The organism is Paenibacillus caseinilyticus (assembly GCF_027533645.1).
Taxonomy (GTDB): Bacteria; Bacillota; Bacilli; order Paenibacillales; family NBRC-103111; genus Paenibacillus_G; species Paenibacillus_G caseinilyticus.
Genome location: NZ_JAQAGY010000025.1, coordinates 19,023 through 38,597, shown reverse-complemented (window position 1 = coordinate 38,597; position 19,575 = coordinate 19,023). Strand labels below are relative to the sequence as shown.

The window sequence follows — 19,575 nt, the reverse complement described above, 5'->3', positions numbered from 1 at the left end:
GTCCCTGACTGCGTTGCACCTTCCCGCAGCTCTCTGTACAGGTTCTTCCCGCTACTAATCCCGTTCGTCGCGTTTGTTGTTATGGATTTGTTTGTCATTATAGTATGCGCCGAACCTTAAAGTCAATGCAATTTTCAGAACATTATATTCGGCTTCCCGGACATACGATAGCCCCGGCCGCCAAGGACGATCAACGTCCGGCTTCCGGGGCCTGGTCCCCTGTAATATATATTTATCTCTGTTTGTATGTTAGAGCCTTATACCCGCGAACGCCTCACCCTTATGACTTTCGCTTTTATTCCCCGCCGAGGAAGGCGTAGCGCGCTACAACCAGTACGGCCAGCAGCCACATCATCCAGTGTACTTTGTACTGGCCCTTCGCTCCTGCGTTCGCTACCGTTGCGAGCAGCACGTAGGATACGATACCGAAGGAAATCCCGTTGGCAATGTTATACGTGAACGGCATCAGTGCCACGATGAAGAAGGCGGGAATCCCGTACACCAGGTCCTGGAAGTCAATCTCGCGAACAGCCTGCATCATCAGGACACCGACCACGATTAGGGCAGCGGCCGTTGCCGAGCCCGGAATGAGGGCAGCCACCGGCGCGAGGAAGAGCGCCAGCAGGAAACATACGCCTGTCGTCACGGCCGTAAGCCCCGTTCGCCCGCCTTCGGCTACGCCTGCCGCGCTCTCGACGAATGCCGTTACGGTACTTGTACCGACCAGCGCCCCCGTGCTCACGCCAACCGCATCGACCATCATCGCTTTACCGATACGTTTGTTGCCTTCGGCTTTGTCTTTCATCATGCCGGCACGGTTCGCGGTACCGACAAGCGTACCGAACGTATCGAACAGCTCGACGAACGTGAATGTCGCGATGACGGAGATGATACCGGCGTTCATGACCCCGGCGAAGTCAAAATGCCCAAAGGTCAGCTTGCTCATATCCGGCACCCACGTCGTCTCAGGTCGTCCGAGATTCGCGAAGTTGACAACTGCGGAGCCGTCCGGGTTATGCAGGAACGCACCGACCAAGGTCGTCAGCAGAATCCCGAAGAGAATCGCGCCCCGCACTTTCAGCACCATCAGAGCCGAGATCAGCACCAGTCCGACGATACAGAGAATCACATTCACATCATGCATATTACCGATATGGATCACTGACTCGAAGGAAAGCAGGTCAGTGTACTTGCCCTTGGCGATATCCTTCGTCGATTCTACGGCGATCGTCATCAGACCGCTGTTCTTCAGACCGACAATGGCGATGAACAATCCGATCCCGACCGTAATCGCGTGCTTGAGCGAATCGGGTACGGCAACGAGCAGGATCTGGCGGACCTTGGTCACCGTAAGCACAATGAAGATCAAACCGGAGATAAAGACGGCAGCAAGGCCCATCTGGTACGTAAATGTTCCTTGGGAAGCCAAGATCACCGTAGCGAAGTAAGCATTAAGACCCATGCCCGGAGCCAAAGCGACAGGGAAATTAACGAACAGGCCCATGGCAATCGTCATGACACCTGCAGCAATGGCTGTCGCAAGGAATACCGACGTCCAATCCATTCCTGTCGCTCCTGAACCGAATGCACTAAGAATGTTCGGGTTGACGGCGAGGATGTAAGCCATCGTCATGAAGGTCGTCAGTCCGGCCATGATCTCGGTGCGTACCGTGGTGCCGTTCTCCTTCAGCTTAAAGAAACGATCCATTCCTAAAATCCCTCCAAGTGGTTTTGGGAACAACGAGCTCGGATACAGGCTGCCGGCAGGCAGGCGCTTCAGCCCGTGGGCAGGAAGCGGACATGCTCCCAAAGCCCCAGGCACCCGGGTTTATCTTCGACGGGCGCCAGCCTCCGAGAGACGGAGAGCTGGACGCATAAAGGAGTCGAGGAGAAACGAAGTTCTCCTCCGACAACGCAAATATCCCGGCACCATGGGTATGGTCCGGGCTCGTCCAAGCATAAAGAAGGCTCCATGGGGTTACCATGAACCGGTTTATCCTTGTTCGTAGCCAGATCATTTACGGTGATCTCGTAGAAACTTCCGGGCCAATTCCCGGAATTATACGAAACGTTATTCCTGTATGTGGTTGGTTGTTGTTCTTTACTCTTCTTATTCTAGAAGGCGTGTCGAAGCTTGTCAATGGATATTCCGAACATTGTCATATTTTTTTATGGATTCGTTCGGTAATGGATCTTATTTCCTGCCCGTTGAACTCAAAAACCTGCTTCTCCGCAAAGGAAAAGCAGGTTCTCTCTATCTTTCTATTCCCACTCGATCGTCGCCGGCGGCTTCGAAGTAATGTCGTACACGATCCGGTTGACGTTATCGACTTCGTTGACGATGCGCACGGAGATTTTCTCGAGCACATCCCAAGGAATGCGCGCCCAGTCCGCGGTCATGCCGTCGATGGACGTTACGGCGCGGATGCCGACGGTGTAGGAGTACGTACGGGCGTCGCCCATGACGCCAACGCTCTTCATGTTCGGCAGTGCCGTGAAGTACTGCCAAATTTCGCGGTTCAAGCCCGCCTTGGCGATCTCGTCGCGGAGAATCGCATCGGACTCGCGAACGATCGTCAGCTTCTCTTCGGTCACTTCGCCAAGCACGCGGATGGCGAGACCCGGGCCCGGGAACGGCTGACGCCATACGATGGCTTCCGGCAGACCGCATTCTTCGCCTACTTTGCGCACTTCATCCTTAAAGAGAGCCTTCAGCGGCTCGACGAGCTTGAACTTCATGTCTTCCGGCAAACCGCCGACGTTGTGGTGCGACTTGATCGTCTGGGCTGTAGCCGTGCCGCTCTCCACGATATCCGTGTACAGCGTGCCTTGCGCCAGGAAGGCAAAATCGTCAAACTGCGCCGATTCCTCTTCGAACACACGGATGAATTCGGTACCGATGATTTTGCGCTTCTGCTCCGGATCGTCCACTCCGGCCAGCTTGCCGAGGAACCGCTCGCGGGCATCGATCTTGACGACCTTCATATCGAACTTGCCGACGAACGTCTCCATAACGCTCTCCGCCTCGTCCTTGCGCAGCAGGCCGTGGTCGATGAACATACAAGTGAGCTGGTCGCCGATCGCTTTGTGGATCAGCATTGCCACCACCGAAGAGTCTACGCCGCCGCTCAGCGCGCAGAGCACCTTCTGCTCGCCTACCTGTTCGCGGATCTCGCGGATCGTATCTTCGATAAACGTCTCCATGCTCCACGTGCCTTCGCACTCACAGATCTTGTAAAGGAAGTTGCGGATCATGTCATTGCCGTAGACGGAGTGCTGTACTTCCGGATGGAACTGGACGGCATACAGCTTGCGGTCCGGGTGGCTCATCGCGGCGATTGGGGCATGTTCCGTGCCGGCGTCGACGACGAAGCCTTCCGGTGCCTGTACGACGAGATCGCTGTGGCTCATCCATACCGTCTGCCGGCTCTCCAAGCCGTGCACAAGTCCGCAGCCCGCAGCGAAGTCCACCTCAGCCTTACCGTACTCGCGCTTCAAGGCGCCTTCGACTTTGCCGTTCAGCTGATGAGCCATCATCTGCATTCCGTAGCAGATCCCGAAGATCGGTACGCCAAGATCGTATACGGCCGGGTCTACCAGCGGAGAAGCTTCTCCGTACACGCTGGCAGGTCCCCCCGAGAAGACGATTCCTTTAGGCTGCAGTTCCCGAATTTTGTCCGCCGGCGTATTGTATGGGAGCAGCTCGCTGTAGACGCCAAGGTCACGGATGCGGCGCGCGATCAACTGGTTGTACTGTCCCCCGAAGTCGAGCACCACGATAATTTCATTCGGCTTGTCCATGTTCTGTTTGTTCCTCCGCCTCTTTTTTTAATAGCCCTTATTATAAGCGTCTCCCGGGCAAAGGGCAATGCCTGTCGAGATTTGGAGAAAGGGGGCATAGGCGGCAAAGAGCGCTAACCAAAAAGCCCGCTGCGCGCAGACGGCGGGTTGTTAGCGGTTACGGCAATAAGGACGAAGCGGCGCGAATAAACCGTGGGAATTTCAGGAATGTATTCCCCACCATTCCGGTAGATTCACTGATAAGGGACAGGGCCGCGGGACGGCATAAGCTTACGGTAAGGCGTCAGCCCCATGATCTCCGTTCGAACGTTTCAAGTCACGGTAGCGTGACTTGAAACGTCCCTTCGTCTGATGGCACCGCCTGTCTGAACGCTGCATAAGGCTATATTGTCTGTGGACCTGCTTTGGAACTATACAAAAATGCCAAAATCCCCCATCCAATGGTAAAGTATATAGATAGCAAGAGTACTTTTCATACATCATGCTGTCAAAAGGAGGAGATAAGCTTGTTCATTTCACCTTTCGGATGGTTCATGCTGCTGCTTTGGACGGTGTTTCCGCTGTATGTGATCTTCCGGCTGGAATCGATCTCCCGCCGCCTGCGGCGTATGGAGACCGGTCCCCGTGACAGTCTTCGCTCCGACCTGAGGGCGCATAATGCCAGGGTATTGGAAGAATGGGAGCAGAGCCAGGCGGAAGAAAAACCGTTGCTGCAGGAGCGCGTGGCGGAACAGCCGGCGGAGAGGCCTAGGCAAGACGAGAAATCGTAGTGCCCGAAAGGATGATAGGCCCGGCTCCGCACCATCGGCGGATCCGGGCCTATGCTCGTAACAGAGAGGGCGCTACAGCGGGCGGCGGCTCCGCCTTACGTGCCGCCAAGCATCCGCCAGGGTACGGCGCGTCACGCGCGCTTCCGGCGCCCGCGGGTCGGCGTAGCGCAGCGCCTCGAGCAGCTGCGCCAGCTGCAGCAGCGCGGCCTGCTGGGCTGCGCCGGCACAGCGCCGGGAGGCGGCGTACTCGCGCAGCGTCTGCGTCGGCGCAGCCCGGCCGTAGGCCCGCTGCAAGCGGCGCCACAGCCGCTCCGCGAAGGCGAGGCGCACCGCCCGGCGCAGGCCGGGCAGCAGGCCGAAGCCCGGCGGAGCGGGCGGCCAGCTGCGGCGCAGCCGCCAAGCGGCGTAAGCCGCCAGGGCTGCCAACGCCGCAGCGCCGGCGGCCGGCAGGGCCTCCGAGGCCTGCAGACGCGAGAGCGCGGGCGCAGCGGCCTGCACGAGCGCGGCCAGTGCGGCTGGGGCGCCCTGCGCCGCAGTGCTCCAACCGGAAGCCAGCCAAGCTGCGGACCGTGCCCAGAGGGACGCCTCGCGGGAGGCGGAGGCTGCCGCGGCCGGAGCGGCAGCCTCCGTTCCCTTCGGTTCATCCGAAGCCCAGCCGAGCGGTGGGGTCGGGTCGAAAGGAACCCAGCCGAGCTGCGGGAAGTACACCTCCACCCAGGAATGGGCGTCCCGCTGGCGCACCTGAACCGTATAGCTAGGCTTGCCTCCGGCATCCGCGGAGGCCGCAATGACCTCGCCGGGAGTGAAGCCTTTGACCCACCGGGCAGGAACGCCGGCTGCCCGGAGAAGAACCGTCATAGAAGAGGAGAAGTGGTCGCAGTACCCGGCCTTGTGCTCGAATAGAAAGCGGTCAACCAGATCTTCCCCGCCCGCTGCGACCCTGGTGTCTTTCAGGCTGTAGACATACGGACCTTGAAGGAATTCCTCCACGGCCTTGACCTTGGCGTAGGGCGACCCTGCTCCGGAGGTAAGGTCGGAGGCCAGCCGGCGGACCCGGTCCGGCAGTTCAGCCGGAAGCTGCAGGTAGCGCCTGAGAATGTCCTCCGGATACGAAGCCGGAAGGGATTGAAGCGCAGCCTCTCCCTCGGAGGGAAGGCGCGATTCGACCGTATAGGCGAGCATAGGATCGCTCAGCACCGGTAGAGTGAAGCGGTCCGCCCCCTTCTCCTTCCATACCCAAGAAGAAGGGATAGGATGGCCGCTCTCCGCTCTGAGCTCTGTAACGCCGGTCACAGTGCCCCCCGCGAAGAACTGGCGGTTCAAGCTCCGCGCCTGAATCGTCACCTGCTGCCGCAGAGTACCCGTTCCCCCTTCGACGGAGGAGAGATCCTGTGTCAGTTCACTGCCCGGCTCGGTCCAGCCCTGCCCCGTATAGACACTCTTCGCTTCCCCGCGCCAATACGTCAGCCGGGGCGTTACGGCGAGGAACGCCGGGGTGTTGTCCGGGGTCAGCGGGTGACCAAGCTTCGTATCGTCCGTACCGTAGCCGGTCTGTGCCGCTCCCGTCCCCCGGTCTGCGCCGCTCCAAGAGACTCCGTGGAATCCCTGCTCCAGCGCCCGGATCGCCGCCGACCAATCCGGCGGGCGCACCGCGCCCGGATGCAGCATCGTGCCCAGCCAGCCGCTGAGCAGGCAGCCTGCGGCCAGCAGCATCCCGGCCGTCAGCGGAGCCCGGCTCCGGTCTCTTCCCTGCGGCCCGTGAGGCGGGCTGCCCTCCCGCACTCCACTGCGCCAGCGATTCCAGCGCCCTCCCTGCTGACAGCACTGCAGTAGCAGAATCCATAAGGCACTCCGTAGTGCGGCGTATCCCATATCGACTCCGAAGATCCATTCGATCGCTCCGAGATAGAACAACGTCAGGCCGCCGAACCAGAGCATTCCCTTGCGTTCGAGGACGAACGACTCGACTACGGAGAGGAAGAAAGCCCAGCCTGACAGGAACAGCAGGGTCCGCGTAGCAGGCGCCCAGCCGGCCAGTTCCCCCCGCAGTCCTTCCTGCGCGTCACCGAGCAGCTCTTGCCCCCATTGGTTCCACCACTCTGCGGAAGGCAGTACGCCGCCGGCGTGCAGCCAGGCCGTCACCAGGATGATCCAGCCCGCCTTCACGGGCCACACCGCCCAGCCGGGCAGCCGGAACGTATCGGCCAGTAGCAGCAGGCCGAACGTCAGTACGAAGGGACCGATCGCATACACTTCCGTCACATAGACCAAGAGGCGCAGCGGATAGAGCCACTCCACGATGAGCAGGAACAGGAGCAGCGTCAGGCCGGCATCCGAACCCCAACCGAGCAGCGAAGGAGCCGGTACGACAGCGGCAGCCGGCTGGATGGAAGCCGGTCGGATAGAAGATTTAGGTACCCCATACGGCATCGCGGGCACCTCCTTCCGCAGCCAGCCGAGCTGCAGCCACCGTTCCTGCCGGCTGCAGCGTTACAGGGCAGCCGAGCGCTTCGAGCTGCCGCTTCCATGCGTGCACGGCCTCCGGCACGCCCTCCGGGCCGTGCACGAACACGACGCGGGCAGAGCCCCTCGGCAGCCGGCGCAGCGCTTCCGGCAGCCCTGCATCGGCGCGCGCCGTGACAAGCGTGAGCGCACCGCCTGCGGCCGAACGGGCCTCGCGCAGCACGAACGCGGCGAAGCCTCCGCTGCTGACGTCGGCTGCTGCGCCTCCGCGCGGCACCGCCGCCAGCAGCCGCAGCAGCTCCGCCAGGCGGGCGCTGCCCTGCGCCTCTGCGGCGCTGCCGTGCGCGTCGCTCGCCGCGAGGCGCACGCGCCGTCCTTCGGCGAGGCTGCGCCGCACGAGCGCGGCCGCGGCCTCCGCCGCCGCCGTGAGCCAAGGATCCGCCCACAGGGCGGCCCCTTGGCTCCCCCCGGCTCCGGCCGCGTCCAAGAGCACGAGCTGCCGGGCCGGTCCGGGCGGCTCCAGCTCCTTCGCGCGCAGGTCGCCCGTGCGCGCGCTGCTGCGCCAATGGATCCGGCGGAGCGGATCCCCCGGCGCATAAGGCCGGGTGCCGCTGAGCTGCGGCACCTCGGCGGCAGCCCATGCGGGCCTCTGCACCGGCCGGGCCGTCCCCAGGCCTCCGGCGTGCCCGGATGCGCCGTCCAGGCACCGGGGCAGAACCCACAGCTGTCCGCGGGAAGCTTCAAGACCTGGGGCAGCGGCAGGCTCTCTCCTGCCGTCCAGCTTCCCGGCCTGACCAGCCCCGCCCCTTCCGGCGGTCCCGGACTTCCCTCGCGGTAAGCTTGCAAGAGAGTCACTTGCTCTTCCCTTGCCCGTATGACCCTCCACCGGATTCAGCTGCGCAGCGGCCAGTCTGCTTGGCATGCGCACCTGCAGCAGCCCGAAGACGTCGCTGATCCGTACTTCCTGGGCCTCCAGCTCGTAACAGCCCCTTTGCAGCGGGGGCAGAACGCCATGAAGCTCCGCTCCGGTACGAAGCAGGGGGCCTGCCATCCGGAGCGAGAGCCGTTCCCGAGTCCCCTGGTGCACCCAGATTTCTTCCAGAAGCACCCAACTTCCCGGCGCCCAGCCGGCAGCCGGAATCACCTTGTACCACAGCTCCGCGGCTTCCCCATGCTCTGCAGTCCGATCCAGGACTCCGGCCTCGGGATCGCCTCCGCCTCTGCGCACCGGCTCTATCCTTACGCCCTGCCGCACCGACCACAGCAGCACACCCCCATACACCACAAGAAACCCCAGCGCATACAGCGTGAACCAGGCCGTCCGGCCTCCCCACAAGAAAGCCCATACGGCAGACCAGCCGGCAGCCGCCAGCCATCCGAGGATGAGAAGAGCATTACGCATCGGCTTCTCCCCCGCTAACCGGCCGCAGGCCGGCGGACCGGCACCGCGGATGAGCCCGCAACCGCTGCGACCACGCCTTCGGCCGTACGCCCCGCCACACTGGCTCCCGGCGCCATCATCAGCCGGTGCGCCAGAACGGGTACGGCGAGCTCCTTGACGTCATCGGGGATGACATACCCCCGCCCGTGCTGGAACGCGTGGGCCTGCGAGGCCCGCATCAAGGCGATCGAAGCTCGGGGACTCGCCCCCAGGGCCACGTCCGGATGATGCCGGGTAGCGGCCGTGAGTCCGACAATGTACTGCCGGATCGTTTCGTCGACATGGACCGTGCGTACTTCTTTTTGCAGCCTGGCGAACTCTTCCTGCAGCACAACCGTCCGGACAGCTGCGAGCGGATGAGCCTCCTCCATCCGGCCCAGCATCTCCATCTCCTCGCGGGGCTCCGGGTACCCGAGCTTCAGCTTCAGCAGGAACCGGTCGAGCTGCGCTTCGGGGAGAGGATATGTTCCTTCGAAATCCAGCGGATTCTGCGTAGCTAGAATAAAGAACGGTTCCGGCAGCGGATAAGTTGTGCCGTCGACGGTGATCCGCCTCTCTTCCATCGCTTCGAGCAGTGCGGCCTGCGTGCGGGGCGATGTCCGGTTGAGCTCATCGGCCAGCACAATGTTCGCGAACAGCGGGCCCGGCCGGAATTCGAAATCCGACGTACGCTGATTGTAGACGGATACGCCCGTCAGGTCCGAGGGCAGCAGATCCGGTGTGCACTGGATCCGCTTGAAGCTGCCGTCCATGGCGCGGGCCAGTGCGCGGACCAGCATCGTTTTGCCTACCCCGGGCACATCTTCGAGAAGAACATGGCCGCCGCAGAGCAGCGCGGTCATCAGCTTCTCCACCGCGTCTCGTTTGCCGACGATGACTTTCTCGACCTGGTATACGATCTTCTCCAGCAGGGCTTGCGGCGAATCCGGGGCAAAGGGAGCGTGAGTCATGGTCTGGAAACCTCCTAGCTTTTCTGCGGAAGAGGGGAGACGGACTCCTCCTGAATCTCGCAGTCTATGCTTTCCAGTATGACCCTTTTGAGAGAGTTTAGACGGCGCGACGCGGATTCAATAGAGCCACGGGTTCCACCGTCAGGTGCCACCAATTGCCGTAGAGCACCGCACTGACCTCGGCAGTCCCCCCTCCCCCGGCCAAGACTCCCGTATCGGAGGCGGTCACCCGGCTGCCGAGCATCTTCAGCGTCCGCTCCAAAGGGACGGTGACGGTTCCGTCCCGCAGCGCCATGTCAGGCAGCGGATACGTCCGGGTCTCCTCGCCGGGGCGGTACAGCCTCAGCTCCAGCCGGGCAAAATCGTACTGGGCGGCATACCCGCCGTAGCGGGCGGTCGCAATGTGCCGCCCTCCATCCCACAGCACCTCGCCCCCCATCGTTTCGACGAGATTCCGCAGCGGTACCGTATAGGTGCCTTCACGGGCATGGAACGCCTCCTTGGCCAGTGTCAGGCGGTTAGAACCGAGCACGATCTCCAGCCGGTCCGGACCCGCCGGCTCCAGCGTCATCGCACTGGAAGCCAGAATGGCCTGAGGCGCAGGCATGATCTGGGGCGCCGTCCCGCCGGGTTCGTTCTGCCATACGTAGAGGTGTCCCTGCGCTTCCTCCAGCTGTGCCGCATGGCTCTCGGCGGTGACGCTGCGTCCCCATCCTGGCGTGCCCAGCGAGAACTGGACCGGCTTGACCTGCGGCGTCAGCGGGGCGAACGCATACCCTTTTTCCTTGAACAGCCGTATGATCCTCGGCAGCGCTTTCAGCGTTTCTTCGTGGCCCGCGCTGTCATGCATCAGCACGACGGCTTCCTGAGGGAACGGCCCCCGGCTCACGATCTCATATATCTCATCAGCCTTGATGCCCTTCTTGCGGGCATCCGAGCTGTCGATGGTCCAGTCATACACCTGGTAGCCGGCCTGCTCCAGATAGTAGAAATAGAAGGCATCAAAATTCCCGTGCGTGCCTCCCGGAGCCCGAACGAGCCGGGGACGGACGCCGGCTGCTTCTTTTACGATCCGCTCCGTTTGCTGCACCTGATCCCAGAAGGCTTGGAAGTTCCCATAGAGCTGGCGGTACACATGATTATAGCTGTGGTTGCCGAGTGCATGGCCTTCGTCCGCGATCCGCTTGGCCACCTCGGGCCGAGCCTCAACCTGTTCTCCCAAGACGAAGAAGGTCGCCGCTACGGACTCCTCTTTCAGCACATCGAGGACCTTCGGCGTCAGCCGGCTGGGACCATCGTCGAACGTCAGGTAAACCGTAGGCTTCGAAGGTGCGGCGAACGTTCGGCCGCCATCGATCCTTTGACCGGACTTCAGCGCGGCATACACGGCGTCCCCCTCCGCCGAGGACCTGGCCTGTATCGTCCCCGGGAAGAGCAGCAGCAGAAGCAGGATGATACTTACCGTCGTTATAGCAGCTTGCCTCGTTACTGCAATGAATGCCGCCTGCCTTCTGCCCGCCATATAAAGATCCCTCCATATAATCTAGTATTCAGGAATACTAGATTATATGGAGGGCCATGGGCTTTTATGCAGACAACGACAGGATTACTTCCGAGAGCTCGTATCCCTCATTCCTTAAGTCACAATAAGCGCAGCCTGCTCGACAGGAGCGGCAGATGCTGATCTTAGGAGCACCTCATTCATTGCACGAACCGGATGCAGACCGGCTTCGGCAGAGCCAGCTCGTGCCCCGCCGGGCGAAGTGCCCCGCCCGCGTCCTCGATCCGGAATACCACGATAGAGTCCGAGTTCTGGTTCGCCGCGAGCAGGAACCGGCCGTCGGCGGTTACCGCAAAGTTGCGCGGGAACTTGCCGAGTGTAGATTGATGCTGAACTGCGCGGAGCCGTCCCGACTCTTGGTCGATCTCGAAGACGGCGATGCTGTCGTGCCCGCGGTTCGATACGTAGAGATACCGTCCGGAAGGATGCACATGCACGTCCGCCACGTAGCTCTCGCCCTCATACTCCTGCGGCAGAGCGGACACCGTCTCGATCTCCTCCAGCTTCCCGTCCGCTGTGGAAGCGGCGAACACCGTCACGGTCGAATCCAGCTCATGGACTACATAGGCATAAGGCAGTGCCGGATGGAAGGCGAGATGCCGCGGACCGGCTCCCGCGTGAACGGCGGTTTCGCCATGCGGAATCAAGACGCCCTCGCCCGCTTCTGCCGCCAGACGGTACGTGACGATCCGGTCCATGCCGAGATCCGGCACATAGACGAACCCGTCGCGTACTGCCACGCAGTGGGGATGCGGCCCGGTCTGCCGTTCGCTGACGCTGCTTCCCTCGTGCTGATGCCCTTCCTTCATCTCCAGCAATTCGCCTGCCGGTCCGATGCCGTGGACCGATACGTTGCCGCTGGAATAATTGGCCGTCACCAGCCACTTTCCGTCCGGGGTCAACGCCAGATGGCAGGGCGACGCTCCTTGGGTGTCCTGCCTGCCGATGAAGGTACCCTCTCCCGTAAGCGGGTCGATCCGGTAGGCCGCCACTCCGCCGCCGGCGCGTCCTTCGATATCCATCTCGCTCACGCAGTACAACCGGTCTCCCTCTTCATTTATGATCGCAAACGATGGATTCTGCACTTCGGCATACCCCGTCTGCCTCTTCAATTCTCCGGTCTCCCCGTCCAAAGTAACCAGGAACAGGGACTCCGCCCCTTCCTCGCTGTAGGTACCGATATACATCCGAATGCTGTTTTCCGGGCCAAGACTCATACTACGCACTCTCCTTATCTATACTAGACAGCTTGATTGTCTTACCCTAAGCTTCGCAAACGCTTAGCCTGTCCCACACCTCTTCAGACCTTGCCGTTTACGACGTTTCTTGGGGTTCCCGCAAGGAAAGCCCCCACGTTGTCCGCGGCCAGACTGAGCAGACGGATCCTCGCTTCGACGGTCGCCCAGGCGATATGCGGCGTAATGAGGCAGTTGCGTGCGGACAGCAGCGGATGCTCAGCCTCGGGCGGCTCCGTTGAGAGCACATCGAGCCCCGCTCCTGCGATCCGCCCTTCGTTCAGGGCGTCGGCCAAATCCCGTTCCACGATAAGGCCGCCACGGGACGTGTTGAGCAGCAGGGCCGTCCGCTTCATCCGGTTCAGCCGCTCCCCATTCACGATCCCTTCGGTCTGCGGCGTCAGCGGGCAGTGCAGGGAGAGCACATCGGAGGTGGCGAACAACTCCTCCACCGGCACCCAGGGGATTCCCTCGAAGCCCGGAACCGTCTTCGGCTGCCTGCCGCTGACGATCACCTTCATCCCGAATGCCGCCGCTGCTTTGGCGACCTGCTGCCCGATCCGTCCGAATCCGAGGATGCCGAACGTCCGGCCGGAGAGCTCGAGCAGCGGCGCCTTCGTGAAGCTGAAGTCCTCTCCCCGGGTCCATTCCCCCTCATGAACGGCATCGCTGTGCAGCTTCACCTGCAGGGTCAGCTCCAGCAGCAGGGCGAATACGAGCTGCGCTACGGAATCCGTGCTGTAATCCGGCACATTCGTAACCGGAATCCCCCTCTGTGCCGCGCCTTCCCCGTCCACGATGTTGTAACCGGTTGCGAGGACGCCGATATACCGAAGCTTCGGCAGCCGGGCGATCGTCTGCGCCGTCAGCGGGGTCTTGTTCGTTAGTACGATGTCCGCTTCCAACGCCCGCTCTACGATCAGCTCCGGCGGTGTCCTCTCGTATACTTTCACTTCCCCGAGTTTCTCCAAAGAGGCCCAACTCAAATCCCCCGGATTTAAGGTGTGTCCGTCCAGCACTACAATTCGTGTCATGTCCTCTCCTCGTCCTCCTTGTTTGCGCTCCTGCAGGCTTCCTAACGCTGCTTGCCGGGCCCCTTTCCAGTGTACCTCTTGTCCCTCGTTCCTCCCACCCCTTTTCCCAAAAAAATCAAAAAAGACCGCCTTCGCCTAGACGGTCTTCCGGGTGCATCGACTCTAAGACAGATGCTCCTTCGCATACTCCAGCGCTTGCTCTACATGCCCTTTGATCTTCACCTTGCGCCATTCTTTGACAAGCGTGCCCTGTTTGTCGATTAAGAAGGTCGACCGCTCGATCCCCATATATTCTCTGCCGTACAGCTTCTTGAGCTGCCAGACTCCGTACGCTTCCGCGGCGGCATGGTCCTCGTCCGAGAGCAGCAGGAAAGGCAGCCCGTACTTCGCAATAAATTTCTCGTGCTGCTTGACCGGGTCGGGCGAAATGCCGAGGATCACGACGTCCGCTCCGCCGAAATCGGCCGCATGGTCTCGAAGATCGCGCGCCTGGGTCGTACAGGTAGGGGTCATATCCTTGGGGTAGAAGTATAGGAGCACATTCCGTCCCAAAAAGTCCGATAAGGACACGGTAGAGCCGCCGGTAGCGGGAAGAGCGAAGTCCGGCGCTGCCTGTCCAATCGTTATCGCTGTCATGTCATTCGTCTCCTTCTCTTACTCCGCCTGCCCTGGAGCAGTCGGCGGGTATCACCTTACAGCATACCGGAGCGGACTGCCGTGTTCAACTCCGTGGGACCTCCGCCGCCCAAGCTTCGGTCCCTAAAAATAAAATTCATTTTTCGAATGCAAAACACCCGGTAAAGAATGGAGATAGGATTCTAACCACCCCTTCTCCTTGCAGCGAAGGATGGCTTCGATCCTGTTCTTCACCCGAAGCTTTTCCAGAATTCCCGATATGTAATTACGCACCGTGCCTTTGGAGAGATGAAGCTCCCCCGCTATTTCCAAGGTGGATTTGCCGGTCGCTACCAGAATGAGAACTTCTTTCTCCCGCTCCGTTAAAGGATTCGCCTCTGACTCTTTTCCCACGATCAGTTCTTTGGTATAGACGCGCCGCCCGCTCATCACACTGTGAATGGCCTGAATTAACTCCTCGCTACCATAGGCCTTGGATACATATGCGCTTACCCCCGCGCGAATGGCACGTTCAAAATACCCCACCTGAATGAATTCCGTCAAAATGACAACTTTGCAGCTGCTGCCCTTTAACCGCTCTGCAAGCCCAAGATCTTTCATCCCAGGTAAATGAATGTCCGTTATACATATATCGGGCTGGGAGCGTTGTATTAGCTTCAGCGCCTCTTCTCCCGTGGATGCTTTGCCGACGATCTCAAAATCGGAATCGCGGGAAAGCAGCGCCGCCAAGGCATCGAGCAGCATCCTTTGGCCCTCTGCAATAACGATTCTTATCATAAGGTTCCCCCCTTTATCAGCCATACTGTGCGGCGGGCTCCTGCCGGCCGCGGACTGTCACGGTCATCCACAGCAGCGTATTAACCGAGCCTGGCCCTTCGTTTCCGCTTCTCCTTTGTCCCCCTCCTTTCTGCCCTCTACAGCACAAATACCGCCCATACGGGAGGGAAGGTCCCAAATGACGGAGGGGATGACCGAGGCCGATTGATCTTCATGTTCAGCATAAATCCCGTCTGTGAACCAGGCATGACGAGAACATTAAAGGAACCTTAATCTACGATTAATTTCCCATATTTTGTTTCCTCCGGAGCCAAGACAAAGAGCTTCCCGAAGGAAGCTCTACGCCTTGTTCTCCATATCGTTGTTTGTACGCACGCCTCTAGAAAAGCTTAAGATCCTGCGCCGCGGTAGCGTTTGACACCGTAATTCCACACCGACAATCCGATCGTCAGGAACACGGCTCCGACTACCGGCGTCAGCAGGGCGAATGCCCCCCAGTTCTCCCGGTCGAGGAAGTCCAGACGTGATTATTCCTCGTCTTTTACAGACTTGAATACCTGCACCGTTTCTTGAAGCCTGGTCGTTGCCGCCTCATTGGCCGGAAGGGAACTCTTGGTATCTACAGCTTTCACGATTTCCGTCAAAAGTCCCAGGGGCATGTCCTCGTTAAGCGTATTGTAGGCTGTGACAGCTACAATCAGATCCATGCCGGGAACCACGAAAATACGCTGGCCTTCCGAACCTGCCGCATAATATGCCTTGTATCGCGCCAGCTCCCCCTCCCCTTCGGGAGCCAATGGTTTCATCCACCAGTAATACCCGTATGCCCCCTGCGTTCCGTCACTATATTTCTGCGGCACCCTCTCCTTCCATGATTCTTCCACCCAGGAAGTTGGAAGCAATTGCGCCCCGTCCCACAGCCCTTTGTGCAGATAAAGGTAGCCGAACTTGGCCATATCTCGAGTTGTCATCTGAATCGACCAAGCGCCGATCGAATGACCCTGAGGGTCCTGTTTCCACTGTGCCCCGTTGATGCCCATAGGCTCAAATAGGTGTGGCTTGGCATAATCGAAGAGCGTCTGCCCTGTCGCTTTCTGCAGGACGGCGGACATCAGATGTGCATCTCCGTTGCTGTAGTGAAATACCGTACCGGGTTTCGAACGCGAAGGGGTGTTCAGTATGTAGGCAATCCAGTCCGGAGACTCCGACATCTCTTTCGTCGACTTCTCTCCGTTATTGTCCCAATCGAGCCCTGACGCCATGTAGAGCAAATGCCCAAGCTGAATCTCCGCCTTGGTGCTTCCGTCAGCCGCTTGGGGAAGATAGGACGATAGCTTCTCTTCCAGGCTCGTCACTTTATTCTCATGAAGCGCTATGCCTGTCAAGGCGGAAGTAAAGCTCTTGGTCACCGATCGCAGATCCTGCGGTACATCCGGCTGAGTTACACTGTTATAAGCTTCCGTAACCATATAACCGTTCCGTACGATAGCGACACTATGGAGGTTCTGATGCTGATACGCCTCGATCGCAGCGGCAATGCCTTCGGAATGCATCCCTTGCGCTTCGGGACTTGAGGTACGCCACCCTGCCGTCGGCCAATAGTCCGGCAGTTTGACTTCAGCAGCTTGCGGTGCCTGTGCTCCTTGGCTGGCAGCTACCTGCTGCATGTCAGGCTTTTGCTGACCGCAAGCCACAATCGGTACGGCCAGCAGTAGACAGATCCCTGCAGCCGCCCATCGTCTTCTCTTCATCTTTCTCCCTCTTTTCTCCGGCTTCGAATCCATTACGAATACCCGCTTTTCTCCAATACGGAATGGCAGCGGGTGAGGGCTTCGAAGTAAGTTCTTCACCGATTTATGGTATCTCCCTTCTGTGAACTGAAGATGACGGGAATCTTAAAGAAACCTGAAAATTAGCTTAATCCCTCCCACTCTTCCCCGCTAACACAGAAGCAAAAAGACGAGGTGCTCCTCTTCAGGAACCCTCGCCTATTCTTTTAGTACACCGTCTTGCACGGACAAGCCTCGATCCATTCGCACACTTACGATCCTGCGCCGCGGTAGCGTTTGACACCGTAATTCCACACCGACAATCCGATCGTCAGGAACACGGCTCCGACTACCGGCGTCAGCAGGGCGAATGCCCCCCAGTTCTCCCGGTCGAGGAAGTAGGCCGCCGGATAGAAGCCGACGAACCCGAACGGCAGCACCCAGGTCAGCATCAAGGAAAGCGCCCGGTTATAGATCGTCATCGGATAGCGGCCGTAGTTCTGGAGATTCCATAGCAGCGCGGTAATACCGGTTGGGGAATCCGAGAAGAACGAGAGCGCGGTGAAGAAGATGTAGACTCCGCCGTAGATCATCATGGAACCAAGTACGAGCACTATGAACACCAGTGGATCGTACCACATCATGCCGAGCTTAAGCTGCATCCATGAAGAGCTCATAATGAGGAACCCGACCAATGCCGAGAACAGCGAGGATGGATCCATATTCTCGAGCATGAGCTGCACGAGATTGTGGGCCGGCCGCGTTAGAATCCGGTCCATTTCCCCCTTGACGATATACTTCTCGCTGAACCCCCACAGGTTGAAGAACGTGATGAACAAGCCGTACGGCACCATGAAATAGCCGTAGATGAATAGGATCTGCTGCTCATTCCAGCCTCCGATGGCGGACGTATGGCTGAACACTACCAGAATGAAGAACAGATTGAGCCCATTGAATAACAGATCGGACAGCACTTCGATCCAGAAGTCCGAGCGGTACGTGAGCCTGGTTTTCATATAATTCTTGAGATAGTCGAAGATCAGTCCACCGTAGAATCTCACTTTGCGTCAGCCTCCTTGCACGAACAAGCGCGAACGGGCGCCACGCCAGAGTAAATAGAGCGGAATGATGAGCAGAACGAACCAGATGATCTGCACGGCGAAGACGTTCCATGCACCGACACCTGCCACTTTACCCGTGAACACGGAGCTGGGCAGATACGTAATCGCGGGAAAGGGCAGCAGGTTCAATAATTTCTCCGACCAATCCGGGAAGAAGGACATCGGGATGACCAGGCCCGAGAAGAGGTCCACCGCCACCCGCTTCATGCGCATCATGCCCTCGTTATTCTCCAGGAAGAAGGCGAACAGCCCCGTAATGATATTGATCTGCGTGTTGATCAGGAAGCTGAAGAACAGCATTCCGAGGAACACGAGCCATACGCCGGGATCGGTCGGCAGCTTCACCGGGAAGAGCAGCGACACGATCACCATGCCCGGCGTGGAGAACAAGAGCAGCCGGAACAGGCCTTCGCCGAGCCCTTGCATCATCTTCACAATAATATAATTGTAAGGACGGATGAACTGGATCGCCACGCTGCCGTCCTTGATTTCATTGGCAATCTCCCTGTCGAGGTTATTGAAGTAGAAGGCCCTCGCCATCCAGGATACGGCGACATACGTGGTCATCTGGGTCAAGGTCAGTCCGCCCAGCACCTCTTTGCCCCCGTAGATCGCTTTCCATAGAAAATAATAGGCTCCGATATTCAGCGAGTAGATGACGATCCCGCTGTAATAGTTCACCCGGTAGGCGAGCATCATGAGAAACCGCATCCGGATGATCTCGATATACGCGTTACCCATGAAGCGTCACTTCCGTTTCGGGGGCCTGCTTCGTCTCCGCCGAGCCCGACTTGTAGATCTCGCGCACGATGTCGTCGGTCGTCGTCTCGATAATCTTGATATCCTCGATCGCCACCGCGTTCACCACGCGGCCGAGCACCTCCGATACGCCGGCTTGCTCCTGCGGAATCCAGACCTTCGCCGTGAGCTCGTTATCGAGTGACCAGTGCACTTCGAGGCCCGCCGTCAGTTCCTTCAGCCTCCCAAGCGAAGCGGGCTGCGCGAAGCGCAGAATCACTTCTTTGCCTTTGCCCCAGCGCGTTTTGAGCTCCTCCAGCCCTCCGTCATAGATGATGCGCCCGTCATCGAGCATGATGACACGGGAACACAGCGCCTCGATATCCTGCAGGTCGTGCGTCGTGAGCAGGATCGTCGTCCCGAACCTTTGGTTGATCGACTTCAGGAATTCGCGGATCTCCGTCTTCACCACAATGTCGAGGCCGATCGTCGGCTCGTCCAAGAAGAGGATCTTCGGGTTGTGGATCAGCGAAGCCGCGAGCTCGCAGCGCATCCGCTGGCCGAGGCTGAGCTTGCGGACCGGGCGGTTCAAGAGTTCCCCCAGCTGCAGGCGGTCCGTCAGCTCGGCGAGCCGTTCGCGGTAAGCGGCATCCTCCACGCGGTATACTTTTTTCAGGAGTTGGAACGACTCGACCACCCCGAGATCCCACCACAACTGGCTGCGCTGCCCGAACACGACGCCGATGCCTCGGACGAACTTCTCTCTTTCCTTAAAGGGGATGTACCCGTTGACACGGATTTCCCCGGCGGTCGGCACGAGGATGCCGGTGAGCATTTTGATCGTTGTCGATTTGCCTGCGCCGTTCTCTCCGATATACCCGCAGATCTCGCCCTCGGGAATCTGGAAGGAGATGTCTTTTACAGCCCTAACTTGGTTATACTCTCTTCTAAATAGATCGCGGACGGCCCCTTTCAGCCCCTCACGGTTTTTTTGCACCATGAACTCTTTGCGCAGTCCTTGGACATCAATAGCAAGCGTCAATGCAGTTCACACCTTTCTGTCATAATTTGCCGAAGCTTGCAGGGAAGCGGCTCTAACTTTTATAATGAATCATAACGATTGAACCGGATACCGGTGAACTCCTTCGTGCTGTGTTGATCTTTCCCTATCGTACAGGGGTACAGATAGCATACCCTTCTCCCGGGCTCTGTGCCCGGCCCCATTAAATATCAGAGGCAGCAGGCGCTTCTTCGCAGCAGGACGCATTCTGGTATTTCA

The 19,575-nt window shown here is 59.5% G+C and carries 15 protein-coding genes, 1 pseudogene, 1 riboswitch and 1 other annotated feature (1 of these 18 cut by a window edge); of the genes and pseudogenes, 1 reads left to right on the top strand and 15 read right to left on the bottom strand.

What is annotated here, in order from left to right; genetic code table 11:
• Window positions 1-77, bottom strand: a binding site (T-box leader) (it extends 180 nt beyond the left edge of the window).
• Between the two features lie 218 nt (window positions 78-295).
• Both O9H32_RS26950 and guaA read right to left on the bottom strand, forming a co-directional pair.
• The gene (locus tag O9H32_RS26950; RefSeq protein WP_269869213.1) at window positions 296-1,708 is read right to left on the bottom strand and encodes an NCS2 family permease; all 1,413 of its coding nucleotides are present in this window, start codon (window positions 1,706-1,708) and stop codon (window positions 296-298) included.
• A 278-nt stretch (window positions 1,709-1,986) separates the two neighbouring features.
• Window positions 1,987-2,087: riboswitch (purine riboswitch) on the bottom strand.
• Window positions 2,088-2,262: 175 nt separating this feature from the next.
• On the bottom strand, window positions 2,263-3,801 hold the full coding sequence (gene guaA, locus O9H32_RS26945) for a glutamine-hydrolyzing GMP synthase (protein WP_269869212.1): 1,539 nt from the start codon (window positions 3,799-3,801) through the stop codon (window positions 2,263-2,265).
• 506 nt (window positions 3,802-4,307) lie between these two features.
• Here guaA and O9H32_RS26940 point away from each other — a divergent pair.
• A complete protein-coding gene (locus tag O9H32_RS26940; protein ID WP_269869211.1) occupies window positions 4,308-4,571 on the top strand; it encodes a hypothetical protein in 264 nt (87 codons plus the stop codon).
• A gap of 72 nt (window positions 4,572-4,643) precedes the next feature.
• Here O9H32_RS26940 and O9H32_RS26935 read toward each other — a convergent pair whose 3' ends face one another.
• From O9H32_RS26935 to O9H32_RS26875, 13 genes and pseudogenes are all read right to left on the bottom strand, one after another.
• Entirely contained in the window at window positions 4,644-7,001 is a 2,358-nt protein-coding gene (locus O9H32_RS26935) for a transglutaminase-like domain-containing protein (RefSeq protein ID WP_269869210.1), read from the bottom strand.
• Window positions 6,982-8,436 carry a DUF58 domain-containing protein gene (locus tag O9H32_RS26930; protein ID WP_269869209.1) on the bottom strand — a complete coding sequence of 485 codons (1,455 nt, stop codon included), beginning with the start codon at window positions 8,434-8,436 and terminating at the stop codon, window positions 6,982-6,984. The genes O9H32_RS26935 and O9H32_RS26930 overlap by 20 nt, the downstream gene beginning before the upstream one ends.
• Before the next feature lie 14 nt (window positions 8,437-8,450).
• On the bottom strand, window positions 8,451-9,425 hold the full coding sequence (locus O9H32_RS26925) for an AAA family ATPase (RefSeq protein WP_269869208.1): 975 nt from the start codon (window positions 9,423-9,425) through the stop codon (window positions 8,451-8,453).
• Between the two features lie 97 nt (window positions 9,426-9,522).
• Window positions 9,523-10,947, bottom strand: a complete 1,425-nt coding sequence (locus O9H32_RS26920; RefSeq protein ID WP_269869207.1) for a polysaccharide deacetylase family protein — start codon at window positions 10,945-10,947, stop codon at window positions 9,523-9,525.
• A gap of 179 nt (window positions 10,948-11,126) precedes the next feature.
• Window positions 11,127-12,203: a lactonase family protein gene (locus O9H32_RS26915; protein ID WP_269869206.1), complete on the bottom strand. Its 1,077-nt coding sequence runs from the start codon at window positions 12,201-12,203 to the stop codon at window positions 11,127-11,129.
• Window positions 12,204-12,286: 83 nt separating this feature from the next.
• Window positions 12,287-13,255 (bottom strand): D-2-hydroxyacid dehydrogenase, encoded by a 969-nt coding sequence (locus O9H32_RS26910; RefSeq protein ID WP_269869205.1) that lies wholly within the window; start codon window positions 13,253-13,255, stop codon window positions 12,287-12,289.
• 162 nt (window positions 13,256-13,417) lie between these two features.
• Window positions 13,418-13,891 (bottom strand): thioredoxin-dependent thiol peroxidase, encoded by a 474-nt coding sequence (bcp, locus tag O9H32_RS26905; RefSeq protein ID WP_269869204.1) that lies wholly within the window; start codon window positions 13,889-13,891, stop codon window positions 13,418-13,420.
• Between the two features lie 123 nt (window positions 13,892-14,014).
• Complete coding sequence (locus O9H32_RS26900) at window positions 14,015-14,668, bottom strand: response regulator transcription factor (RefSeq protein WP_269869203.1); 654 nt, start codon at window positions 14,666-14,668, stop codon at window positions 14,015-14,017.
• Window positions 14,669-15,057: 389 nt separating this feature from the next.
• A pseudogene (locus tag O9H32_RS26895) lies at window positions 15,058-15,183 on the bottom strand (ABC transporter permease); the annotation flags it as partial.
• A 12-nt stretch (window positions 15,184-15,195) separates the two neighbouring features.
• Window positions 15,196-16,419, bottom strand: coding sequence for a serine hydrolase domain-containing protein (locus O9H32_RS26890; RefSeq protein ID WP_269869202.1), 1,224 nt, complete (start codon window positions 16,417-16,419; stop codon window positions 15,196-15,198).
• 290 nt (window positions 16,420-16,709) lie between these two features.
• The gene (locus O9H32_RS26885) at window positions 16,710-17,498 is read right to left on the bottom strand and encodes an ABC transporter permease (RefSeq protein WP_269869201.1); all 789 of its coding nucleotides are present in this window, start codon (window positions 17,496-17,498) and stop codon (window positions 16,710-16,712) included.
• A 6-nt stretch (window positions 17,499-17,504) separates the two neighbouring features.
• Window positions 17,505-18,299 (bottom strand): ABC transporter permease, encoded by a 795-nt coding sequence (locus O9H32_RS26880; RefSeq protein ID WP_269869200.1) that lies wholly within the window; start codon window positions 18,297-18,299, stop codon window positions 17,505-17,507.
• Window positions 18,292-19,296 carry an ABC transporter ATP-binding protein gene (locus O9H32_RS26875; protein ID WP_269869267.1) on the bottom strand — a complete coding sequence of 335 codons (1,005 nt, stop codon included), beginning with the start codon at window positions 19,294-19,296 and terminating at the stop codon, window positions 18,292-18,294. The genes O9H32_RS26880 and O9H32_RS26875 overlap by 8 nt, the downstream gene beginning before the upstream one ends.
• Between the last annotated feature and the right edge of the window lie 279 nt (window positions 19,297-19,575).